The organism is Enterobacter cloacae complex sp. XAL002, from assembly GCF_049236805.1.
GTDB lineage: Bacteria > Pseudomonadota > Gammaproteobacteria > Enterobacterales > Enterobacteriaceae > Enterobacter > Enterobacter intestinihominis.
In genome coordinates, this window is the sequence record NZ_JBMKJN010000006.1 from 88613 (window position 1) to 106855 (window position 18243).

General features: G+C 58.4%; 17 protein-coding genes. 7 read left to right on the forward strand and 10 right to left on the reverse strand.

From position 1 onward, the window contains the following. The first annotated feature begins 219 nt into the window (after window positions 1–219). Together ACOT0L_RS07465 and ACOT0L_RS07470 are read left to right on the forward strand one after the other, a co-directional pair. Window positions 220–390 (forward strand): general stress protein, encoded by a 171-nt coding sequence (locus tag ACOT0L_RS07465; protein WP_001273664.1) that lies wholly within the window; start codon window positions 220–222, stop codon window positions 388–390. A 116-nt stretch (window positions 391–506) separates the two neighbouring features. Next, the gene (locus tag ACOT0L_RS07470; RefSeq protein ID WP_126502941.1) at window positions 507–1427 is read left to right on the forward strand and encodes a DMT family transporter; all 921 of its coding nucleotides are present in this window, start codon (window positions 507–509) and stop codon (window positions 1425–1427) included. 102 nt (window positions 1428–1529) lie between these two features. Here ACOT0L_RS07470 and rutG read toward each other — a convergent pair whose 3' ends face one another. Genes rutG through rutA form a run of 7 tightly spaced genes read right to left on the reverse strand, consistent with a single transcriptional unit; the run spans window position 1530 to window position 6958 of the window. Next, window positions 1530–2846 (reverse strand): pyrimidine utilization transport protein G, encoded by a 1317-nt coding sequence (rutG, locus tag ACOT0L_RS07475; RefSeq protein WP_126502940.1) that lies wholly within the window; start codon window positions 2844–2846, stop codon window positions 1530–1532. A 21-nt stretch (window positions 2847–2867) separates the two neighbouring features. Further along, window positions 2868–3362: an NADH-dependent FMN reductase RutF gene (gene rutF, locus ACOT0L_RS07480; protein WP_023299762.1), complete on the reverse strand. Its 495-nt coding sequence runs from the start codon at window positions 3360–3362 to the stop codon at window positions 2868–2870. 9 nt (window positions 3363–3371) lie between these two features. Further along, window positions 3372–3962, reverse strand: a complete 591-nt coding sequence (locus ACOT0L_RS07485) for a malonic semialdehyde reductase (protein WP_022647679.1) — start codon at window positions 3960–3962, stop codon at window positions 3372–3374. A gap of 9 nt (window positions 3963–3971) precedes the next feature. After that, a complete protein-coding gene (rutD, locus tag ACOT0L_RS07490; protein WP_126502939.1) occupies window positions 3972–4772 on the reverse strand; it encodes a pyrimidine utilization protein D in 801 nt (266 codons plus the stop codon). Between the two features lie 7 nt (window positions 4773–4779). Then, a complete protein-coding gene (rutC, locus tag ACOT0L_RS07495) occupies window positions 4780–5166 on the reverse strand; it encodes a pyrimidine utilization protein C (RefSeq protein ID WP_015570870.1) in 387 nt (128 codons plus the stop codon). Window positions 5167–5177: 11 nt separating this feature from the next. Next, entirely contained in the window at window positions 5178–5867 is a 690-nt protein-coding gene (gene rutB / locus ACOT0L_RS07500; protein WP_022647681.1) for a pyrimidine utilization protein B, read from the reverse strand. Beyond that, on the reverse strand, window positions 5867–6958 hold the full coding sequence (gene rutA, locus ACOT0L_RS07505; RefSeq protein ID WP_023305836.1) for a pyrimidine utilization protein A: 1092 nt from the start codon (window positions 6956–6958) through the stop codon (window positions 5867–5869). Before rutA ends, rutB begins: the two co-directional genes overlap by 1 nt. Before the next feature lie 245 nt (window positions 6959–7203). Here rutA and rutR point away from each other — a divergent pair, with 245 nt between their 5' ends. Further along, complete coding sequence (rutR, locus tag ACOT0L_RS07510) at window positions 7204–7842, forward strand: HTH-type transcriptional regulator RutR (protein ID WP_022647683.1); 639 nt, start codon at window positions 7204–7206, stop codon at window positions 7840–7842. Here rutR and ACOT0L_RS07515 read toward each other — a convergent pair. Together ACOT0L_RS07515 and putA are read right to left on the reverse strand one after the other, a co-directional pair. Further along, window positions 7839–8234, reverse strand: a complete 396-nt coding sequence (locus ACOT0L_RS07515; RefSeq protein WP_022647684.1) for a lysozyme inhibitor LprI family protein — start codon at window positions 8232–8234, stop codon at window positions 7839–7841. The two genes, rutR and ACOT0L_RS07515, sit on opposite strands and share 4 nt — an antisense overlap. Before the next feature lie 101 nt (window positions 8235–8335). Beyond that, window positions 8336–12298 (reverse strand): trifunctional transcriptional regulator/proline dehydrogenase/L-glutamate gamma-semialdehyde dehydrogenase, encoded by a 3963-nt coding sequence (gene putA, locus ACOT0L_RS07520; RefSeq protein ID WP_126502938.1) that lies wholly within the window; start codon window positions 12296–12298, stop codon window positions 8336–8338. 422 nt (window positions 12299–12720) lie between these two features. Here putA and putP point away from each other — a divergent pair, with 422 nt between their 5' ends. Then, a complete protein-coding gene (gene putP / locus ACOT0L_RS07525; RefSeq protein WP_022647686.1) occupies window positions 12721–14229 on the forward strand; it encodes a sodium/proline symporter PutP in 1509 nt (502 codons plus the stop codon). A gap of 72 nt (window positions 14230–14301) precedes the next feature. After that, window positions 14302–14721, forward strand: coding sequence for a DUF3574 domain-containing protein (locus ACOT0L_RS07530; RefSeq protein ID WP_126502937.1), 420 nt, complete (start codon window positions 14302–14304; stop codon window positions 14719–14721). Window positions 14722–14803: 82 nt separating this feature from the next. On the opposite strand, the gene ACOT0L_RS07535 is transcribed toward ACOT0L_RS07530, so the two are convergent. Further along, on the reverse strand, window positions 14804–15988 hold the full coding sequence (locus tag ACOT0L_RS07535) for a NupC/NupG family nucleoside CNT transporter (RefSeq protein WP_023305841.1): 1185 nt from the start codon (window positions 15986–15988) through the stop codon (window positions 14804–14806). Window positions 15989–16238: 250 nt separating this feature from the next. Between ACOT0L_RS07535 and efeU the strand changes: the two genes are divergently transcribed. Both efeU and efeO read left to right on the forward strand, forming a co-directional pair. Continuing rightward, window positions 16239–17072: an iron uptake transporter permease EfeU gene (gene efeU, locus ACOT0L_RS07540; RefSeq protein ID WP_032624499.1), complete on the forward strand. Its 834-nt coding sequence runs from the start codon at window positions 16239–16241 to the stop codon at window positions 17070–17072. Between the two features lie 41 nt (window positions 17073–17113). Next, the gene (gene efeO / locus ACOT0L_RS07545; RefSeq protein WP_126502936.1) at window positions 17114–18241 is read left to right on the forward strand and encodes an iron uptake system protein EfeO; all 1128 of its coding nucleotides are present in this window, start codon (window positions 17114–17116) and stop codon (window positions 18239–18241) included. Window positions 18242–18243 lie beyond the last annotated feature (2 nt).

Consider the following 18243-nt stretch of genomic DNA (forward strand, 5'->3'; position numbering starts at 1 on the left):
AATATAAGAATGGCTTATGGATGACCTCCTCAATATTTCATACGAAAGGCTGAGATCATGTTGCAGAATATTACCTCTCGCTTGCCGGATAGCCGCATTACACTAAGCTTAGTTTCACGCGGCACAGATAAAGGCACTGTCCTTGAGCCGCGAGGTGAAAGAATCCTCTTTTACTGAATGCAATATGATGTCTAATGTTTCACACTCTGGAGGTTAGAGATGGCAAACCATCGTGGTGGTTCAGGTAATTTCGCTGAAGACCGTGAAAGAGCATCAGAAGCAGGTCGTAAAGGTGGCCAGTCTAGCGGGGGCAATTTTAAAAACGACCCTCAGCGCGCATCAGAGGCTGGCAAAAAAGGGGGTAAAAATAGCCACGGCAGCAACAAGTAGTACGCCGGGTTAACTCTCTGCCGCCGGGTTTCCCGGCGGTTTTTTTATGTCTGCTACATTGAACTGTAATCAAAGGCATCGCACACTACAGGATTGATTCTTCGTGCTGGTGTCCCATGTCCGTTTCCCGTTTTACTTTCTCCATTAAGCCTCAGGAAGCCATCCTGATTTTGATCACCATGTTCTGGGGCGGAACCTTTCTTGCCGTTCAGTACGCGGTCACGATGAGCGATCCGTTTTTCTTTGTAGGGCTGCGTTTTGCAACCGCGGCGGTTGCCGTGGCGCTTATTTCGCTGAAAACCTTGCGCGGGTTGACCCTGACAGAGCTTAAAGCGGGTGTCGCTATTGGCGTGGCGATTGCCATGGGCTATAGCCTGCAAACGTGGGGGCTTCAGTCTATCTCCAGCAGTAAATCCGCCTTCATCACCGCCATGTACGTACCGCTGGTGCCGCTGTTGCAGTGGCTGTGCCTGGGCAGAATACCGGGCCTGATGTCGTGCATTGGAATCGTGCTGGCGTTCATCGGCCTCATTTTATTAGCCGGGCCGGAAAATAATCTGCTGGCGCTGGGGCCAGGAGAGATCATCACGCTGGTGGGGGCCGTTGCCATTGCGGCTGAAATTATTTTGATTAGCGCCTGGGCAGGAAAAGTGGACGTCAAGCGGGTGACGGTCGTGCAGCTTGCCACCGCGTCGCTGGTGGCGTTCGCGACGATGGTGCCGGCAGGGGAGTCCGTCCCGCCGATGTCTACCGGGCTTATCGTCGTGGCGCTGGGGCTGGGCATTTTTAGCGCTATTATTCAGGTCACCATGAACTGGGCGCAGCGCAGCGTATCTCCGACACGGGCGACGGTCATCTATACCGGTGAACCGGTGTGGGCGGGTATTTTCGGGCGACTCGCCGGGGAGCGTCTGCCGCTGCTGGCGCTGGTGGGCGCGGCATTTATTGTCGCCGGGGTGCTGGTGAGCGAGTTAAAGTTAAAAAAACAACGTAATTCGATTGCCGGGTTGGGCACTGAACAAGGGTCAGATAGCTAACAACGCGCACGCTGTCCGTTTTGCCCGGCGGCGCTTCGCTTGCACGGGCCTACAATTGGCATGTAGGCCGGGTAAGCGTAGCGTCACCCGGCTATTTCAGGTTCAGGGGGTGATGGGTTCCGCTTGCGCTTCATCCCCTTTGCGGCGGCTAAGCAGGGCGTTGAGCAGGATCGCGCCGAAGGTCGCCGTACCAATCCCGCCCACCGTAAACCCGCCCAGCGTCAGGGCGAAGTCGCCTGCGCCCAGCACCAGCGTGACCGCCACCATGATCAGGTTACCGTTCTGGCTCAGATCAACATGATTCTGCACCCAGATGCGTGCCCCCGCGACGGCAATCAGACCAAATACAACAATCGAGGCGCCGCCAATCACGGGTGCCGGGATGGTGTGGATCAATGCGCCGAATTTTGGGGAAAAGCCGAGCAGTATCGCCATCACCGCCGCCGCCACGAAGACCAGCGTCGAGTAGACTTTGGTCACTGCCATCACGCCGATGTTTTCCGCGTAGGTCGTCACGCCGCTGCCGCCGACCGAGCCGGAGAGCATGGTCGCCAGACCGTCTCCCACAAACGCCCGCCCCATATACGGATCCATATTGCGCCCGGTCATTCCCGCTACGGCTTTCAGGTGGCCCAGGTTTTCAGCCACCAGAATCACCGCGACAGGCGCGATGAGCATCATCGCCCGAGCGTTAAAGGTGGGCGAGGTCATGTGCGGCATCCCGAACCAGGCGGCCTGGTGAATCAGTGTGAAATCAACCGGCTTGCCGAGACCAAACACGTTCGCCAGCAGCGCGTAGATCAGACAGGCCGCAATCAGCCCGACCAGGATCAGCAGCCGCTGGATCATCCCACGCGTAAAGACCGCCACCACGCCGATGCACAGCACCGTAATCACCGCCATCCAGCTTTCAAACGGCGAGCCGGATACGCTCTTCACCGCAATCGGCGCGAGGTTCAGGCCTATCGCCATCACCACCGCCCCGGTGACGACGGGGGGCATCATCCGCTCGATCCAGCGCGTGCCGACTTTCATCACCACCAGACCGGTAAGGGTGTAGACCAGCCCACAGGCGATAATGCCGCCGAGGGCCACGCTCAGGTTGGGGTTAATGCCCTGACCGTTAAACCCGGTCGCTGCAATAACGACTCCCACAAAGGCGGCGCTGGAGCCCAGATAGCTGGGCACGCGCCCGCCGGTGACAAAAAAGAACAGCAGGGTACCCATACCCGACATCAAAATGGCGAGGTTAGGATCCAGCCCCATCAGCATGGGCATTAGCACCGTCGCACCAAACATCGCGACCGCATGCTGCACGCCCATCACCATTGTCTGCCCGAGCGGGAGCCTTTCATCCGGCGCGACCACGCCTGCTTCTGTGGAGGTCGATTTCAACTGCCAGTGAGGAAGTTCGAACATGTTCTGTCTCCTGAATGCGGATTAACAGGCGGGTCGCATAAGTGCGTGATAGCCGCGGTCGAACCACACCAGCCCTTGCGGTGCCGGGTGGCGAACGATGGATACGATGTCGCAAAACAGAATGTCGTGGGTGCCGACGCTAACCACCTGGCTGATGCGGCAGTCGAACGAGGCCAGGGCATTTTCCAGACGTGGACAGCCCGTGTCGCCTGTCTGCCAGCGGGCAGCGGCAAAGCGTTCCGCCATCGGCGTTTTACCGCCAAACAGGTTGGATAATGGCTCCTGTCCGGCACTCAGCGTGTTAACGCACAAGGTGCGGTTCTCGCTGAAAATCGGCCAGACGGACGCGCCACGGTTGAGGCAAACCAGCAGAGTGGGCGGGGAATCGGTCACGCTGCATACCGCGCTGGCGGTAAAGCCCGCCATTCCCGCAGGGCCGTCGGTGGTGATGATATTGACCGCCGCACCGACGCAGGCCATGGCATCACGGAAGGTTTGTTGATCGGGTGTCGTCATGATGGCTCCTTACGCCAGCCCGCAGGCGTCTTCGAAGGTCAGACGCGGTAAGCGCCCATAGACTTTGCTCATATCGCCATAACCGATGTTAATCAGCAGATTGCTTTTAAGCAGCGTGCCCGTGAAAAAGGCCGCGTCCACTTTTTCCCGGTCAAAGCCGGACATCGGCCCGGTGTCGAGCCCGAGCGCGCGGCAGGCGAAGATCAGGTACGCGGCCTGCATCGAACTGTTGCGAAAGGCGGTCTCTTCCGCCAGTGCGGGGCTGGAGGTAAACCAGCTTCTGGCATCACCGTGCGGGAACAGTACAGGCAGGCGCTCATAAAACTCGCTGTCCCAGGCGACAATTGCCGTGACCGGGGCGGTGAGCGTTTTCTCAAGGTTGCCGCTGGAGAGCGCCGGGCGCAGCTTCTCTTTTCCTTCCGGGCTTCGCACAAAGACAATGCGCGCCGGGGAGCAGTTGGCGGACGTCGGCCCCCATTTCATCAGGTCATAAATCTCGCGCAGCGTCTCGTCACTGACCGGTATATCCAGCCAGCCGTTATGGGTACGTGCGCCGGTAAACAGCGTTTCCAGCGCGGCGGGCGTGATGGCTTCGCTCATTCAGGCTCCTTACAAAGCGGGTTCAGGGCTGTGCAGCAGGCTGGCAAGCCCGTTCAGCAGCAGCGTGTTAAAGATGTCCGGCGCGGTCACGTTGCAGGCATGCCCGCCCTGGCGCATGACCGTTTTGCGGGCGTGCGGGAGGGCGGCGTGCAGTTCCGCGGAGCAGACGGACGGCACCAGCAGATCGTCGGTGGAACAAATAATCTGCACGGGGCAGCGAACGCGTGCAGCGTGGCGGCTGAAATCGGCCTGTTTCAGCGCATGCAGCCTGCGCAGCAGATTGGCTTTGCCCTGGAAATGGGCCAGCGCCAGCGCTTCCTCGGCCTCCAGCCGCGGAGCGCGGGCAGCCATCCAGTCTGCCGGGTAAAGAAACAGCGGCTGTGCCTCTACCCACGCCTGAGCCCCGCCCGCATGCAGCAGACGTTCGCGAACGTCAAAACAGCGTCGGGTATGGGCATTGAGGGTCAGCCAGCCGTTGACACAAACCAGCGCGGTGAGGGCGTCAGGCTTATCGATAGCCAGCCGCAGGCCGACCAGCGCCCCCAGCGCGTGGCCGACCACGCAGTAACGGGCGATCCCGGCCCCGGCTAACGCCAGTGCGAGCTCGTCAGCCATGTGTGCGAGGGTGTAGTCTTCCGGCAGGGTATCCGGGTTATTCCCCGTGCCCCGCTGGTCGTAGCACACCACCTGATACTCCTGCCCCAGCATGGCGAGCTGAGGCAGCCAGTAGCTGCCGCTGCCGCCGAGCCCGGCAATCAGCACCACCACGGGCGCGCCCGCAAAGGGGGGCGGGGAAATGGACAGTTTCATGGCGGCCTCACTTCGCGATGTGCGCAACGGTGGCAATTTCAACCAGCGCTTCAGGCTTTACCAGCCCGCACTGGATGCAAAATCGCGCCGGTTTATCGCCGGGGAAAAACTCCGCGTAGATCTCGTTAATCGCGGCGTAGTTTTTCCAGTCGGTGATAAAAATGCTGTTGAAGGTCACGTCCTCCATCGTGCCACCCGCCGTTTCGATCACGGTTTTGATCGTCTCCAGCACGTGGCGGGTTTGCGCCTTTGGGTCATCGATAAACACCACGTTGTTGTCTTTATCAAACGGCAGCGTGCCTGAGACATACACCACGCCGTCGGCGAGGGTACCGGGGACAAACGGGGCTATCGGGGTGCTGGTGCCCGGCGGAATAATCACGGATTTCGGCATAGCGGTTCTCCTCAGGCGATGCGGGCGAGCGGGGGATCCAGCGCGTCGCAGAAATCATTGACGTTACTGACCCAGCCAAAAAAGGTTTCGATATTGAACAGGGCGGCTTTCTGGGCAAAATCCGGCCCGGCCTGATGGGTAGCGTCTTCCAGCACCACGCCAAAATACTCGAGGAAGAAGCCGTCGCGCAGGGTGGACTCCACGCAGACGTTGGTGGCAATGCCCGTAAAGACCAGATGACGAATGCCCCGGCTGCGCAGCAGGCTGTCGAGCGGGGTATTGAAAAAGCCGCTGTAGCGCGGTTTCGGCAGTACGATATCGCCAGCTTCCGGTACCAGCTCATCCACCAGCTGATAATCCCAGCCGCCTTTCGCCAGCAGCGTGCCCTGGAGTTCAGGCCGTTGGCGCATGGTTTTCAGGGCGTTGGATTTGTGAAAGTTGGGTGAGCCGGGACCGCCAGCTTCGACGTACTGGTCGTCCCAGCCGTTCTGGAACCAGACGATCAGCATGCCCGCAGCACGCGCGGCGCTCACGGCGGTTTTGATATTCTCAATCACCGGCTGCGTGGCCGAGACGTCGAACCCGGCCAGATCCAGATACCCGCCTTTACTGGCATAGGCGTTTTGCATATCCACCACGATCAGCGCGCTCTGCTGCGCGTCAAAGGTGATGGCCTCCGGGCGAGCGTTGAGGGTCGTCATTACGCCACCTCCTTCGTCACGGCAGGGATGTGGGCACGGCACTGCATCAGCGGCTGAATACGCTCGCCGAAGGTTTCCACGCCGGTGAGAAAATCATCGAAGGTCAGCAGCACGCCTTCGGCGCCGGGCACGGCAGCCACTTCGTCGAGCATTCTGGCGACGCTGGCATACGAGCCAACCAGGGTGCCCATGTTGATATTGACGGCAGACGTCGGGTCGGCCATCTGGCGAACGTTGGTGTCCGCGCCGGAGCGGGTATCCTTCTGGCTCTGCTCGGTCAGCCAGCTCAGGGCTTCCTCGTCGGCGCCGTCCTTGTATCGTTCCCATTTGGCGCGCGCGGCGTCGTCGGTTTCGTCGGCAATCACCATAAACAGCACGTAGGAGCCCACGTCGCGCCCGATTTTGTCGGCGGCCGCTTTCATGCGTGCCGCGGTGGGCGCGAAGGCGGCCGGGGTGTTAACGCCTTTGCCGAAGCAGAAGTTGAAGTCGGCGTATTTCGCCGAGAATTCCATTCCCGCGTCGCTCTGTCCGGCGCATATCACCTTCATCGGCACCGACGGCTGCGGGCTGACGCGGCAGTCGTTCATGGTAAAGAAGTCGCCTTTGAAATCGCTTTTGCCGGTGCCCCACAGATCGCGCAGCACCTGCACATATTCAGTCAGGTAGTCGTAGCGACGGGAGAAGTAATCGTCCCCCGGCCAGATCCCCATCTGCTCGTACTCCGGCTTTTGCCAGCCGGTGACCAGGTTAACGCCAAAGCGCCCGCCGGAGATGGAGTCGATGGTGGAGGCCATCCGCGCCACGATTGCCGGGGGAAGGGTAAGGGTGGCGGCGGTGGCGTAAATCTGGATGCGCGAGGTTACCGCCGCCAGGCCCGCCATCAGGGTAAAGGACTCCAGGTTGTGGTCCCAGAATTCGGTCTTACCGCCGAAACCGCGCAGCTTGATCATCGAGAGCGCAAAGTCGAAGTGGTAATGCTCCGCTTTCTGCACGATGGCTTTATTCAGCTCAAAGGTCGGCATGTATTGCGGGGCCGTGGTCGAGATAAGCCAGCCGTTGTTGCCGATCGGTACAAATACGCCAATTTTCATCACGAACCTCTCTTCATTACGTCGCAGGTGTCACGACGTTTTTGCAAAGGGAGTGCCAGTTTTGAAAAATACTTTGTTATTAGGGTGTTAACTGGTGGCTGTTAAATTTAACAGCGAAAATGTGGACTAAGTGGTCAAAATCATTGCACAGAAAACAGGCACTCATGCGCGCTGAGGGTGCAGAAGGTCGTGGCGAGACGGGGGTTTTGCTATGCTGAGCGCAGGACAGAAAATGGAGAGCGAAAATGACACAAGGCGCAGTGAAAACACCCGGTAAACGTTCGCAGGCGGTGAGCGCCAAGAAACAGGCGATCCTCAGCGCCGCGCTGGAGACATTTTCGCAGTTTGGTATTCACGGTACACGCCTTGAGCAGGTGGCGGAGCAGGCCGGGGTGTCCAAGACCAATCTGCTCTACTACTACCCGTCGAAAGAGGCGCTATATGTGGCGGTGATGCAGCAGATCCTGGATATCTGGCTCGCACCGCTTAAAGCATTTCGCGAAGAGCTGGCCCCGCTGGTTGCGATAGAGGAGTACATACGCCTGAAGCTGGAGGTATCGCGTGATTATCCCCAGGCATCGAGGCTGTTTTGTCTGGAGATGTTACAGGGCGCGCCGCTGTTGCAGGCGGAGCTGACGGGAGATCTAAAGCAGCTGGTGGACGAAAAATCGGCCATTATTGCCGGATGGGTCGCCAGCGGAAAACTGGCGCCCGTCGATCCGCAGCATCTGATTTTCATGATTTGGGCCTCAACCCAGCACTACGCTGACTTCGCGGCCCAGGTCGAGGCGGTAACCGGTAAAACGCTCCAGGACGAGGCGTTTTTCCAGAGCACCCTGGAAAACGTGCAGCGGATGATTATTGAAGGGATCCGCGTGCGTTAATCAGCCGGTTGGAAAGGGCAGCTTAAATTGCCCTCTTCACACTGCATCAACGAGGCCAGAAAGGCTTCGCGCTCCGCTGTTTTCTCCGTCAGGCACTGGTTGATAATCATCGGCTGAATAGTGCCACCTTCGGTTCCTGAACCCATCAATTTACAGTCTGCGTCACGCAGGGCGATCCACGCCTGCTGCGCCTTTTTCAGCAGGTCGCGCTGAGGGGCTGCCGCGCGTTTGATGGCGGCCTGGTACGTCTGGTTGAGCTTTTTATCCGCAGCCTGGTACTGCTCTGCCGCACAGGCACTGAGTTCTGTCTGGGTGGTCGCTTTGTCGCACTCGTCGGCAAGCGCACTGGCGCTGAGCAGCAGTGCTGCACCTGCGAGAAATACTCTTTTCATCATCCCCTCCATGTAAAAAAGCCGGATGCGCTGTGCTTATCCGGCCTGCGGCTGTTTTATAGCCCCGGTAAGCGTAGCGTCACCGGGGAGAGTTTACACGATTAACCGATTGTCATCAGGCTGGCGTTACCGCCTGCCGCCGCGGTGTTGACGCTGAGCGAGCGCTCCACGTACAGACGCTCCAGCAGCAGGTTGGTTTCCCCGCGCGCAAAGCCCTGCACGGAAACGATGGCACCGCTGCGGGCCGCAACCTGCTCACACAGTTCGCGCAGCTGGTCGGAATCACCATGGTAGATCACCGCATCAAACGGCTGCGTCAGCAGCGCATCGACCTTCGCAAAGCGAATGCGGGCCGAGACCGCTTTCGGCAGCTGTTTGGCGAGATCGCGATGCAGCGCATCTTCCGGCCACAGCACCTCACAGCCCGTTGCTGTAGCGGCTGCCAGCTGCACCAGCGCATCATGCTCGTCATCCGCCATGCACAGCACACGCTCGCGCGGCATCAGCGTCCAGGTGTTGCGCTCGCCGGTTGGACCCGGCAGCAGACGCTGGGTGCCCGCCTGTGCCAGTTCGCCGTACTGCCGGGCGACGGCACGCAGTTCAGGACGTTTTTCCGCCCAGGCGATCAGCGCCTCCAGCGGCTGGGTCAGCACGGTTTTCACCTGCGTATCCACCGGATAGTGTGCGTCCTGACGCGCCAGGGTCACGCCCAGGGCGTTCTCCGGACGGTTTGCCAGCAGACGGTACAGATAGAGCGGACCGCCCGCTTTCGGACCGGTGCCGGAGAGGCCTTCGCCGCCGAACGGCTGCACGCCCACGACTGCGCCGACCATATTACGGTTGACGTACAGGTTGCCGACTTTAGCATTGCCGGTCACCTGGGCAATGGTTTCGTCGATACGGGTATGCACGCCGAGCGTCAGGCCGTAACCCGAGGCGTTGATCTGATCGATCAGCTCGTTGAGGTTGTTACGGTTGTAGCGCACCACGTGCAGTACCGGGCCGAAGACCTCTTTTTTCAGCTCGTCGAAGCTTGCCAGCTCAATCAGCGTTGGCGGCACGAAGGTGCCGGTCTGCCACTCGCGGGCATCTTCGCTGTTCTCACGCACCGCCTGGAACACCGGACGGCCTTTGGCACGCATGGTCTGAATGTGGTTTTCGATGTTGGCTTTGGCTTCCGCGTCGATCACCGGCCCGATATCGGTGGTGAGACGGCCCGGGTTGCCCATGCGGCATTCCGCCATCGCACCGCGCAGCATCTTCAGCGTGTGGTCAGCCACGTCATCCTGTAAGCACAGCACGCGCAGGGCGGAACAGCGTTGACCCGCGCTGTCGAAGGCAGAGGCCAGCACGTCAACGACGACCTGCTCAGTGAGCGCGGAGGAGTCCACGATCATGGCGTTCATGCCGCCGGTTTCAGCGATCAGCGGCGTTGGACGGCCCTGCGCATCCAGACGGGTGGCGATGTTGCGTTGCAGCAGGGAGGCTACTTCGGTCGAACCGGTAAACATCACGCCGCGCACGCGGTTATCGGAGGTCAGTTTGGCACCCACCGTTTCACCGCGCCCCGGCAACAGTTGCACCACGCCCGCCGGTACGCCCGCTTCCAGCAAAATGTTAATGCCCTGAGCGGCAATCAGCGGAGTCTGCTCTGCCGGTTTTGCCAGCACGCTGTTGCCTGCGGCAAGGGCCGCGGCAATCTGGCCGGTGAAGATTGCCAGCGGGAAGTTCCACGGGCTGATACAGACCACCGGGCCGAGCGGACGGTGCGTTTCGTTGTCGAAATCATCACGCACCTGACCGGCGTAGTACTGCAGGAAGTCGACCGCCTCACGCACTTCGGCGATGGCGTTGCTGAAGGTTTTACCCGCTTCACGCACCAGAATGCCGATAAGCTGCTGCATCTGATCTTCCATCAGCACCGCCGCGCGTTCCAGAATGGCGGCACGCTCCTGCGGCGGGGTGGCAAACCAGATTGGCGCGTTGTTCACCGCGCTCTCCAAAGCCTGATCCACTTCCGCTTCTGTGGCTTCGCGCGCGTAGCCGACGATATCCTTCGGCTCTGCCGGGTTGATCACCGGCTGCATTTCACCGTCTTCAACGGACTGCTCAAGGATCGGTTTGGCCTGCCACTTCTGCAATGCGCTGTTAAGCAGGGCAGAAGAGAGCGACGCCAGACGGTGTTCGTTGGCGAGATCCAGACCCGCCGAGTTGACGCGACCTGCACCATACAGCTCGCGCGGCAGGGCAATCTTCGGATGCGGCAGACCAATCTGGCCTTCCTGCGCCGCCATCTTCTCTACGGCCTGTACCGGATCGGCCACCAGTTCGTCCAGCGGCAGGGTGGTATCGGCGATGCGGTTAACGAAGGAGGTGTTCGCCCCGTTCTCCAGCAGACGACGCACCAGGTAGGCCAGCAGGGTTTCGTGAGTACCTACCGGGGCATAAATACGGCACGGACGGTTCAGCTTGCCGTCGGCCACTTTACCGGTCACCTGCTCGTACAGCGGTTCACCCATGCCATGCAGACACTGGAACTCGTACTGGCCCGGATAGTAGTTCTGACCCGCCAGGCTGTAGATCGCCGCCAGGGTGTGGGCGTTGTGGGTGGCGAACTGCGGATAAATCAGGTTCGGCACGCCGAGCAGTTTTTTCGCGCAGGCGAGGTAAGAGACGTCGGTGTAGACCTTGCGGGTATAGACCGGATAGCCTTCCAGTCCTTCCATCTGGGCGCGTTTGATTTCGCTGTCCCAGTAGGCACCCTTCACCAGACGGATCATCAGGCGGCGACGGCTGCGGCTGGCCAGGTCAATCAGGTAGTCAATGACGAACGGGCAGCGTTTCTGGTAGGCCTGGATAACGAAACCAATCCCGTTCCAGCCCGCCAGCTCCGGCTCGAAGCACAGTTTTTCCAGCAGATCGAGGGAGATCTCCAGACGATCCGCCTCTTCGGCGTCGATGTTGATGCCGATGTCATACTGGCGCGCCAGCAGGGTCAGGGACTTCAGGCGCGGGTAGAGTTCTTCCATCACCCGGTCGTACTGCGCGCGGCTGTAGCGCGGGTGCAGGGCGGAAAGCTTGATAGAGATGCCTGGCCCTTCATAAATACCGCGACCGTTGGACGCTTTACCGATGGCGTGGATCGCCTGCTGGTAAGAGACCATGTAGGCCTGCGCGTCGGCGGCGGTCAGCGCCGCTTCGCCCAGCATGTCGTAGGAGTAGCGGAAGCCTTTGTCTTCCAGCTTGCGGGCGTTCGCCAGCGCTTCGGCAATGGTTTCCCCGGTGACGAACTGCTCGCCCATCAGGCGCATCGCCATGTCCACACCCTTGCGGATCAGCGGCTCGCCGCTCTTGCCGATAATACGGTTCAGGGAGCGCGACAGGTTGGCTTCGTTATGGGTGGAGACCAGCTTGCCGGTAAACAGCAGGCCCCAGGTGGCGGCGTTCACAAACAGGGACGGGCTGCGGCCAATGTGGGAGTGCCAGTTGCCGTTGCTGATTTTGTCGCGGATCAGGGCATCGCGGGTGGCTTTATCTGGGATACGCAGCAGCGCTTCCGCCAGACACATCAGCGCCACGCCTTCCTGCGAGGAGAGGGAGAACTCCTGCAACAGACCCTGCACCATACCGGCGCGTCCGCTGGCGGTTTTCTGATTACGCAGCTTGTCGGCGAGCTGATACGCCAGGCTGTGCGCCTGAGCGGCAACGGCTTCCGGCAGGCGCGCCTGCTCCAGCAGCATCGGCACGGCGTCGGTTTCGGCACGGCGATAGGCGCCGGTAATGGCGGCGCGGCTGACGGACTGCGGCAGGATCTGCTCGGCAAATTCCAGGAACGGCTGGTGGTTCTCATCAGCGGCCGTCGCGGCCTCTTCGCCTTCGTTCGCAGCGCCCGCCAGCAGGGCAGGCAGCTCCGGCAGACCTTCTTCACTCTCCAGTCTTTCCAGATAGTTAAAAATCGCCTGCTTGATTAACCAGTGCGGCGTGCGGTCGATACGGGTCGCAGCGGTTTTAATCCGTTCGCGGGTAGCGTCATCCAGCTTAACCCCCATGGTGGTCATCCCCATGCCAAAACTCCTGTTGTTCTGTAATAGCGTTCTGTTGATAGCGTGAAATATCCACCATGTTGCAACTTTGTGCAACCGTGTTAAATGTGACCTGGTCTGCAAGCTGGAAAATGAATGGATTGTTAACGATTAGTTAGCTGTGAAAAAGAACGCGCGGCGGTTTCTGAGCCCAGTTTTTATGCGGTGCTTAACACTTTTTAAAGGTGCAACCCATAAAAGCGTGAGCGAGTGCAACCTATAGGAAAGACGTATAAAACCAGGGATGAAATTCATGTAAATGCAGTGTTAAATCGTTTGTCAGTGGGATGCGTATACGGCAGGATAGCGCGCCCAACGGAAACACATACACACATCACTACGTTCCGGTGATGACATAACAAGGCAGCCCGGACGGCTGTCGCTCGACATTTTGGAGAATTTGAATGGCTATTAGCACACCGATGCTGGTGACATTTCTCGTTTATATTTTTGGCATGATCCTGATAGGGTTTTTGGCATGGCGTTCCACTAAAAACTTTGACGACTACATCCTCGGCGGGCGCAGCTTGGGCCCGATGGTCACCGCACTCTCAGCGGGCGCATCCGACATGAGCGGCTGGCTGCTGATGGGGCTGCCGGGCGCGATTTTCATCTCCGGTATCTCCGAAAGCTGGATCGCCATCGGCCTGACCGTTGGCGCATGGATCAACTGGAAGCTGGTAGCAGGCCGTCTGCGTGTGCATACCGAAGCCAACAACAACGCCCTGACGCTGCCGGATTACTTCACCGGACGCTTTGAAGATAACAGCCGCATATTGCGTATTATCTCTGCGGTGGTGATCCTGCTGTTCTTCACCATCTACTGTGCCTCCGGCATTGTGGCGGGCGCGCGTCTGTTCGAAAGCACCTTCGGCATGAGCTATGAAACGGCGCTGTGGGCCGGTGCGGCCGCGACCATCCTCTATACCTTCGTGGGCGGATTCCTGGCGGTAAGCTGGACCGATACCGTGCAGGCGAGTCTGATGATTTTCGCCCTGATCCTGACCCCAATAATTGTGATTTTTACCGTCGGCGGCTTTGGCGAATCGCTGGAAGTGATCAAGCAGAAGAGCATCGAAAACGTCGATATGCTGAAAGGGCTGAACTTCGTGGCCATCGTCTCCCTGATGGGCTGGGGCCTGGGCTACTTCGGTCAGCCGCACATTCTGGCGCGCTTTATGGCGGCGGATTCTCACCACACCATCGTTCACGCGCGTCGCATCAGCATGACGTGGATGATCCTGTGTCTGGCGGGGGCGTGCGCGGTCGGTTTCTTCGGTATCGCCTACTTCAACAACAACCCGGCGCAGGCGGGCGCGGTGAACCAGAACGCCGAGCGCGTGTTCATCGAGCTGGCGCAGATCCTGTTCAACCCGTGGATTGCCGGTATCCTGCTCTCCGCGATCCTGGCGGCAGTCATGTCCACCCTGAGCTGTCAGCTGCTGGTGTGCTCCAGTGCCATCACCGAAGACCTCTACAAAGCGTTCCTGCGTAAGGGCGCGAGCCAGAAAGAGCTGGTGTGGGTAGGGCGTTTTATGGTGCTGCTGGTGGCGCTGGTGGCGATTGCGCTGGCGGCTAACCCGGAAAACCGCGTGCTGGGGCTGGTGAGCTACGCGTGGGCGGGCTTTGGCGCCGCATTTGGTCCGGTGGTGCTGTTCTCCGTTCTGTGGTCACGCATGACCCGCAACGGCGCGCTGGCGGGGATGATCATCGGTGCGGTTACCGTTATCGTCTGGAAACAGTTCGCGTGGCTGGGCCTGTACGAAATTATCCCGGGCTTCATCTTCGGCAGCCTCGGTATTGTGGTGTTTAGCCTGCTGGGTAAAGCGCCGTCTGCATCTATGCAGAAGCGCTTTGCGGAAGCGGATGCGCATTACCACTCAGCGCCGCCGTCTAAGCTCCAGGCTGAGTAATTTCCCTCTCACCCTAACCCTCTCCCCGGTGGGGAGAGGGGATAGTCCTTTCACCTATGTGAGTCTTCATCAATGAGAATTAAAACAGGGCTAATGGTGGCAGCATGCGTGATGCTGGCGGGCTGTAACGCACCCGCGCAGCATGCGGCGGTGGAAACCTGCAAAGCAGAAAATCAGATGCAGCAAACCACGCTCTATTTCGGCTTAAACCGTCCTGCCGGGGCGCAAATCACAGGCAACGAATGGCAGCAGTTTGTCGACCAGGACGTGACGCCGCGCTTTCGCGATGGCTTAACGGTATTTGATGCCCGCGGTCAGTGGCTGGGTAACGACGGCAAGGTGGCGCGCGAGCCGAGCAAGGCGCTGATGCTGATCCACGGCAAAGACGCGCAGAGCGAGAAAAACATCGAGGCTTTACGCGGTATTTATAAATCCCGCTTCGCACAGGAGTCGGTGATGCGGGTCGACCAGCCGGTGTGCTTACAGTTTTAATAAAAAACGGCGGGAAATCCCGCCGTTGTTGTATCGTAGGCCCGTGCAAGCGAAGCGCCGCCGGGCATTAACCGCACAAAACTTACAACACCAACCCCGCAAAGCTCGCCGACAGCAAACTCACCAGCGTTGCCCCGTATACCAGGCGTAAACCAAACCGCGACACCACATTACCCTGTTGCTCGTTCAGGCCTTTTATTGCCCCCGCCACAATACCAATGGAGGCAAAGTTAGCGAACGACACCAGGAACACTGACAAAATCCCCAGTCCGCGCGGTGACATTTGGTGGGCTATTTTTTGCAGCTCGATCATCGCCACAAATTCATTCGCCACCAGTTTGGTTGCCATAATACTGCCCGCGCTTAAGGCATCGCTCAGCGGAATACCAATAAGCCACGCCAGCGGATAAAACACGTAACCCAGAATCTGCTGGAAGCTCAGGCCAAATACGCTGGAGAAGAGGGCATTAACGGCGCTAATAAGGGCGATAAAGCCAATCAGCATCGCCAGAATAATCATCGCCACCTTAAAACCGGCCAGAATATATTCGCCCAGCATTTCAAAGAAGCTCTGGGATTCATGCAGCTTTTCCAGTTTGATATCGGGTTCGGCTTCCGGGCGGGCCGGGTTAATGACCGAAAGGATAATAAAGGTGCTGAACATGTTCAGGATCAGTGCCGCGACGACAAATCTGGCGTCGAGCATGGTCATATAGGCACCGACAATCGACAGCGAAACCGTCGACATCGCCGTTGCAGCCATCGTAAACAGGCGGCGTGAGGAGAGATCGCCCAACACGCCCTTGTAGGCAATGAAGTTTTCAGACTGACCGAGTATCAGTGAGCTCACCGCGTTAAAGGATTCCAGCTTGCCCATGCCGTTCAGTTTTGACAGCAGCGTCCCGATAACCCGAATAAAGATCGGCAGAATACGCCAGTGCTGCAGAATACCAATCAGCGCCGAGATAAAAATAATGGGGCAGAGCACGCCAAGGAAAATGAACGCCAGCCCTTTTTCACCCATCCCGCCAAAGACAAAATTCGTCCCTTCGGCAGCGAATTTAAGCAGTGATTCAAAGAAACCGGAGACATGTTTAATAATGAACAGGCCGCTTTCTGCATGCAGAAAAAAGAATGCCAGCGCGATTTCAATCACGATCAGCTGTAAAACGAAACGAATGCGAATTTTTCGGCGGTCGAAACTCACCAGCCAGGCAAGCGCAAGAATAATCACCAGCGCCAGCAGGAAATGGACAATTTTAAACATGGTTTATTTTCAGTTGGTTTTCGAGGCGGACATTTAGCACAGCCCCGGTTAACCGTAAATGGGCATTTTCGTTATACCTTATAAACGCAACGGTTACTCAGGCAATTATTATTCCGCAATGCGTTTACATCTGGTCATCAAAACTCCACATATTTCGCTTGTTTTTCTTGTAGCCGTAATGATAATCACTATCACAAGAATTTACCTTTCTTTGCATCAGTTGACCGCGATAAACATTTAAGGTGTCTGCATGTTTGTTCCTTTTCTCATTATGTTACGTGAAGGCCTTGAAGCGGCCCTGATTGTTAGCCTTATCGCCAGTTATCTGAAGCGCACCCAGCGTGGACGCTGGATCGGCGTGATGTGGGTTGGCGTCTTCCTGGCCGCGGCGCTCTGCCTGGGGCTGGGTATTCTTATCAACGAAACCACCGGAGAATTTCCTCAGAAAGAGCAAGAGCTTTTTGAAGGCATTGTTGCCGTAATAGCGGTGGTGATCCTCACCTGGATGGTGTTCTGGATGCGCAAGGTCTCCCGTAACGTGAAGGTACAGCTGGAGCAGGCGGTGGATAACGCCCTGCAAAAAGGCAACCAACACGGCTGGGCGCTGATCATGATGGTTTTTTTCGCCGTGGCGCGTGAAGGCCTGGAGTCAGTGTTCTTCCTGCTCGCGGCTTTTCAGCAGGACGTGGGCATCTGGCCGCCGCTGGGCGCGATGCTTGGGCTGGCCACGGCGGTTGTGCTTGGCTTCCTGCTCTACTGGGGCGGCATTCGTCTTAACCTGGGCGCGTTCTTCAAGTGGACCAGCCTGTTTATTTTGCTGGTGGCCGCGGGGCTGGCGGCAGGGGCGATCCGCGCCTTCCATGAAGCGGGCCTGTGGAACCACTTCCAGGACGTGGCGTTTGATCTTAGTAACGTTCTCTCCACCCACTCACTGACCGGCACGCTCCTTGAAGGTATCTTCGGCTATCAGGAAACGCCGAGCGTCAGCGAGGTGGCGATGTACTTTATCTATCTTATTCCGGCGCTGGTGCTGTTCTTCATGCCATCGCGCCCCAGCGCTCAGCCGTCGCGTACTGCGCCGTGAAGCGCTTTGTTTAGTTACAACATACTTTAAAGGGAAGAGACATGGCTATTCAATTCCGTCGTAGCGCGTTACAGGTTGGTGTGGCAGCGCTGTTCGCGTCTGCCTTCGCCGCTAAGGCAGCAGATATTCCGCAGGTAAAAGTCACCGTCAACGATAAACAGTGCGAGCCGATGACCATCACGGTTAACAGCGGTAAAACCCAGTTTATTATTCAGAACCACAGCCAGAAGGCGCTGGAGTGGGAGATCCTGAAAGGCGTGATGGTGGTAGAAGAGCGTGAAAATATCGCGCCTGGCTTCAGTCAGAAAATGACCGCTAATCTTCAGCCGGGGGAATATGACATGACCTGCGGCCTGCTGACTAACCCGAAAGGTAAGCTGATCGTCAAAGGCGCAGCGACGGCGGACGCGGCCAAAGGCACTGCGCTGCTGAGCCTCGGCGACGCCATTACCGCCTATAAAGCCTACGTCACCAAAGAGACGGCTGACCTGGTGGCAGGCACCAAAGCCTTTACCGACGCGGTGAAAGCGGGCGATATCGAAAAAGCGAAATCCCTGTATGCGCCTACACGTCAGCACTACGAGCGCATCGAGCCGATTGCCGAGCTGTTCTCTGACCTCGATGGCAGCATTGACGCCCGCGAAGATGACTACGAGCAGAAGGCCGCCGATCCGAAATTCACCGGCTTCCACCGCCTGGAAAAAGCCCTGTTTGGCGATAGCTCCACCAAAGGGATGGAGAAATACGCCGATCAGCTCAACAGCGACGTGCTGGAGCTGCAAAAACGCATCAGCGAGCTGGCCTTCCCGCCGTCGAAAGTGGTGGGTGGTGCTGCGGGTCTGATTGAAGAAGTGGCCGCGAGCAAAATCAGCGGCGAAGAAGATCGCTACAGCCACACCGACCTGTGGGACTTCCAGGCAAACGTCGACGGCGCACAAAAAATTGTCGATCTGCTGCGGCCCCAGCTGCAAAAAGAGAACGGCGAACTGCTGGCGAAAGTGGATGCCAACTTTAAGAAAGTTGACGCCATCCTGGCGAAATACCGTACCAAAGACGGGTTCGAAACCTACGACAAGCTGACCGATGCTGACCGTAACGCGCTGAAAGGCCCGATTACGACGCTGGCGGAAGATCTCTCCCTGCTGCGTGGCGTTCTGGGTCTGGACTAAGC

What these genes read in the sequence shown, in the direction of transcription:
- ACOT0L_RS07465 (WP_001273664.1), top strand. Translation starts at nt 220, where the DNA reads ATGGCAAACCATCGTGGTGGTTCAGGTAATTTCGCTGAAGACCGTGAA.
- ACOT0L_RS07470 (WP_126502941.1), top strand. Translation starts at nt 507, where the DNA reads ATGTCCGTTTCCCGTTTTACTTTCTCCATTAAGCCTCAGGAAGCCATC.
- rutG (WP_126502940.1), bottom strand. Translation starts at nt 2,846, where the DNA reads ATGTTCGAACTTCCTCACTGGCAGTTGAAATCGACCTCCACAGAAGCA.
- rutF (WP_023299762.1), bottom strand. Translation starts at nt 3,362, where the DNA reads ATGACGACACCCGATCAACAAACCTTCCGTGATGCCATGGCCTGCGTC.
- ACOT0L_RS07485 (WP_022647679.1), bottom strand. Translation starts at nt 3,962, where the DNA reads ATGAGCGAAGCCATCACGCCCGCCGCGCTGGAAACGCTGTTTACCGGC.
- rutD (WP_126502939.1), bottom strand. Translation starts at nt 4,772, where the DNA reads ATGAAACTGTCCATTTCCCCGCCCCCCTTTGCGGGCGCGCCCGTGGTG.
- rutC (WP_015570870.1), bottom strand. Translation starts at nt 5,166, where the DNA reads ATGCCGAAATCCGTGATTATTCCGCCGGGCACCAGCACCCCGATAGCC.
- rutB (WP_022647681.1), bottom strand. Translation starts at nt 5,867, where the DNA reads ATGACGACCCTCAACGCTCGCCCGGAGGCCATCACCTTTGACGCGCAG.
- rutA (WP_023305836.1), bottom strand. Translation starts at nt 6,958, where the DNA reads ATGAAAATTGGCGTATTTGTACCGATCGGCAACAACGGCTGGCTTATC.
- rutR (WP_022647683.1), top strand. Translation starts at nt 7,204, where the DNA reads ATGACACAAGGCGCAGTGAAAACACCCGGTAAACGTTCGCAGGCGGTG.
- ACOT0L_RS07515 (WP_022647684.1), bottom strand. Translation starts at nt 8,234, where the DNA reads ATGAAAAGAGTATTTCTCGCAGGTGCAGCACTGCTGCTCAGCGCCAGT.
- putA (WP_126502938.1), bottom strand. Translation starts at nt 12,298, where the DNA reads ATGGGGATGACCACCATGGGGGTTAAGCTGGATGACGCTACCCGCGAA.
- putP (WP_022647686.1), top strand. Translation starts at nt 12,721, where the DNA reads ATGGCTATTAGCACACCGATGCTGGTGACATTTCTCGTTTATATTTTT.
- ACOT0L_RS07530 (WP_126502937.1), top strand. Translation starts at nt 14,302, where the DNA reads ATGAGAATTAAAACAGGGCTAATGGTGGCAGCATGCGTGATGCTGGCG.
- ACOT0L_RS07535 (WP_023305841.1), bottom strand. Translation starts at nt 15,988, where the DNA reads ATGTTTAAAATTGTCCATTTCCTGCTGGCGCTGGTGATTATTCTTGCG.
- efeU (WP_032624499.1), top strand. Translation starts at nt 16,239, where the DNA reads ATGTTTGTTCCTTTTCTCATTATGTTACGTGAAGGCCTTGAAGCGGCC.
- efeO (WP_126502936.1), top strand. Translation starts at nt 17,114, where the DNA reads ATGGCTATTCAATTCCGTCGTAGCGCGTTACAGGTTGGTGTGGCAGCG.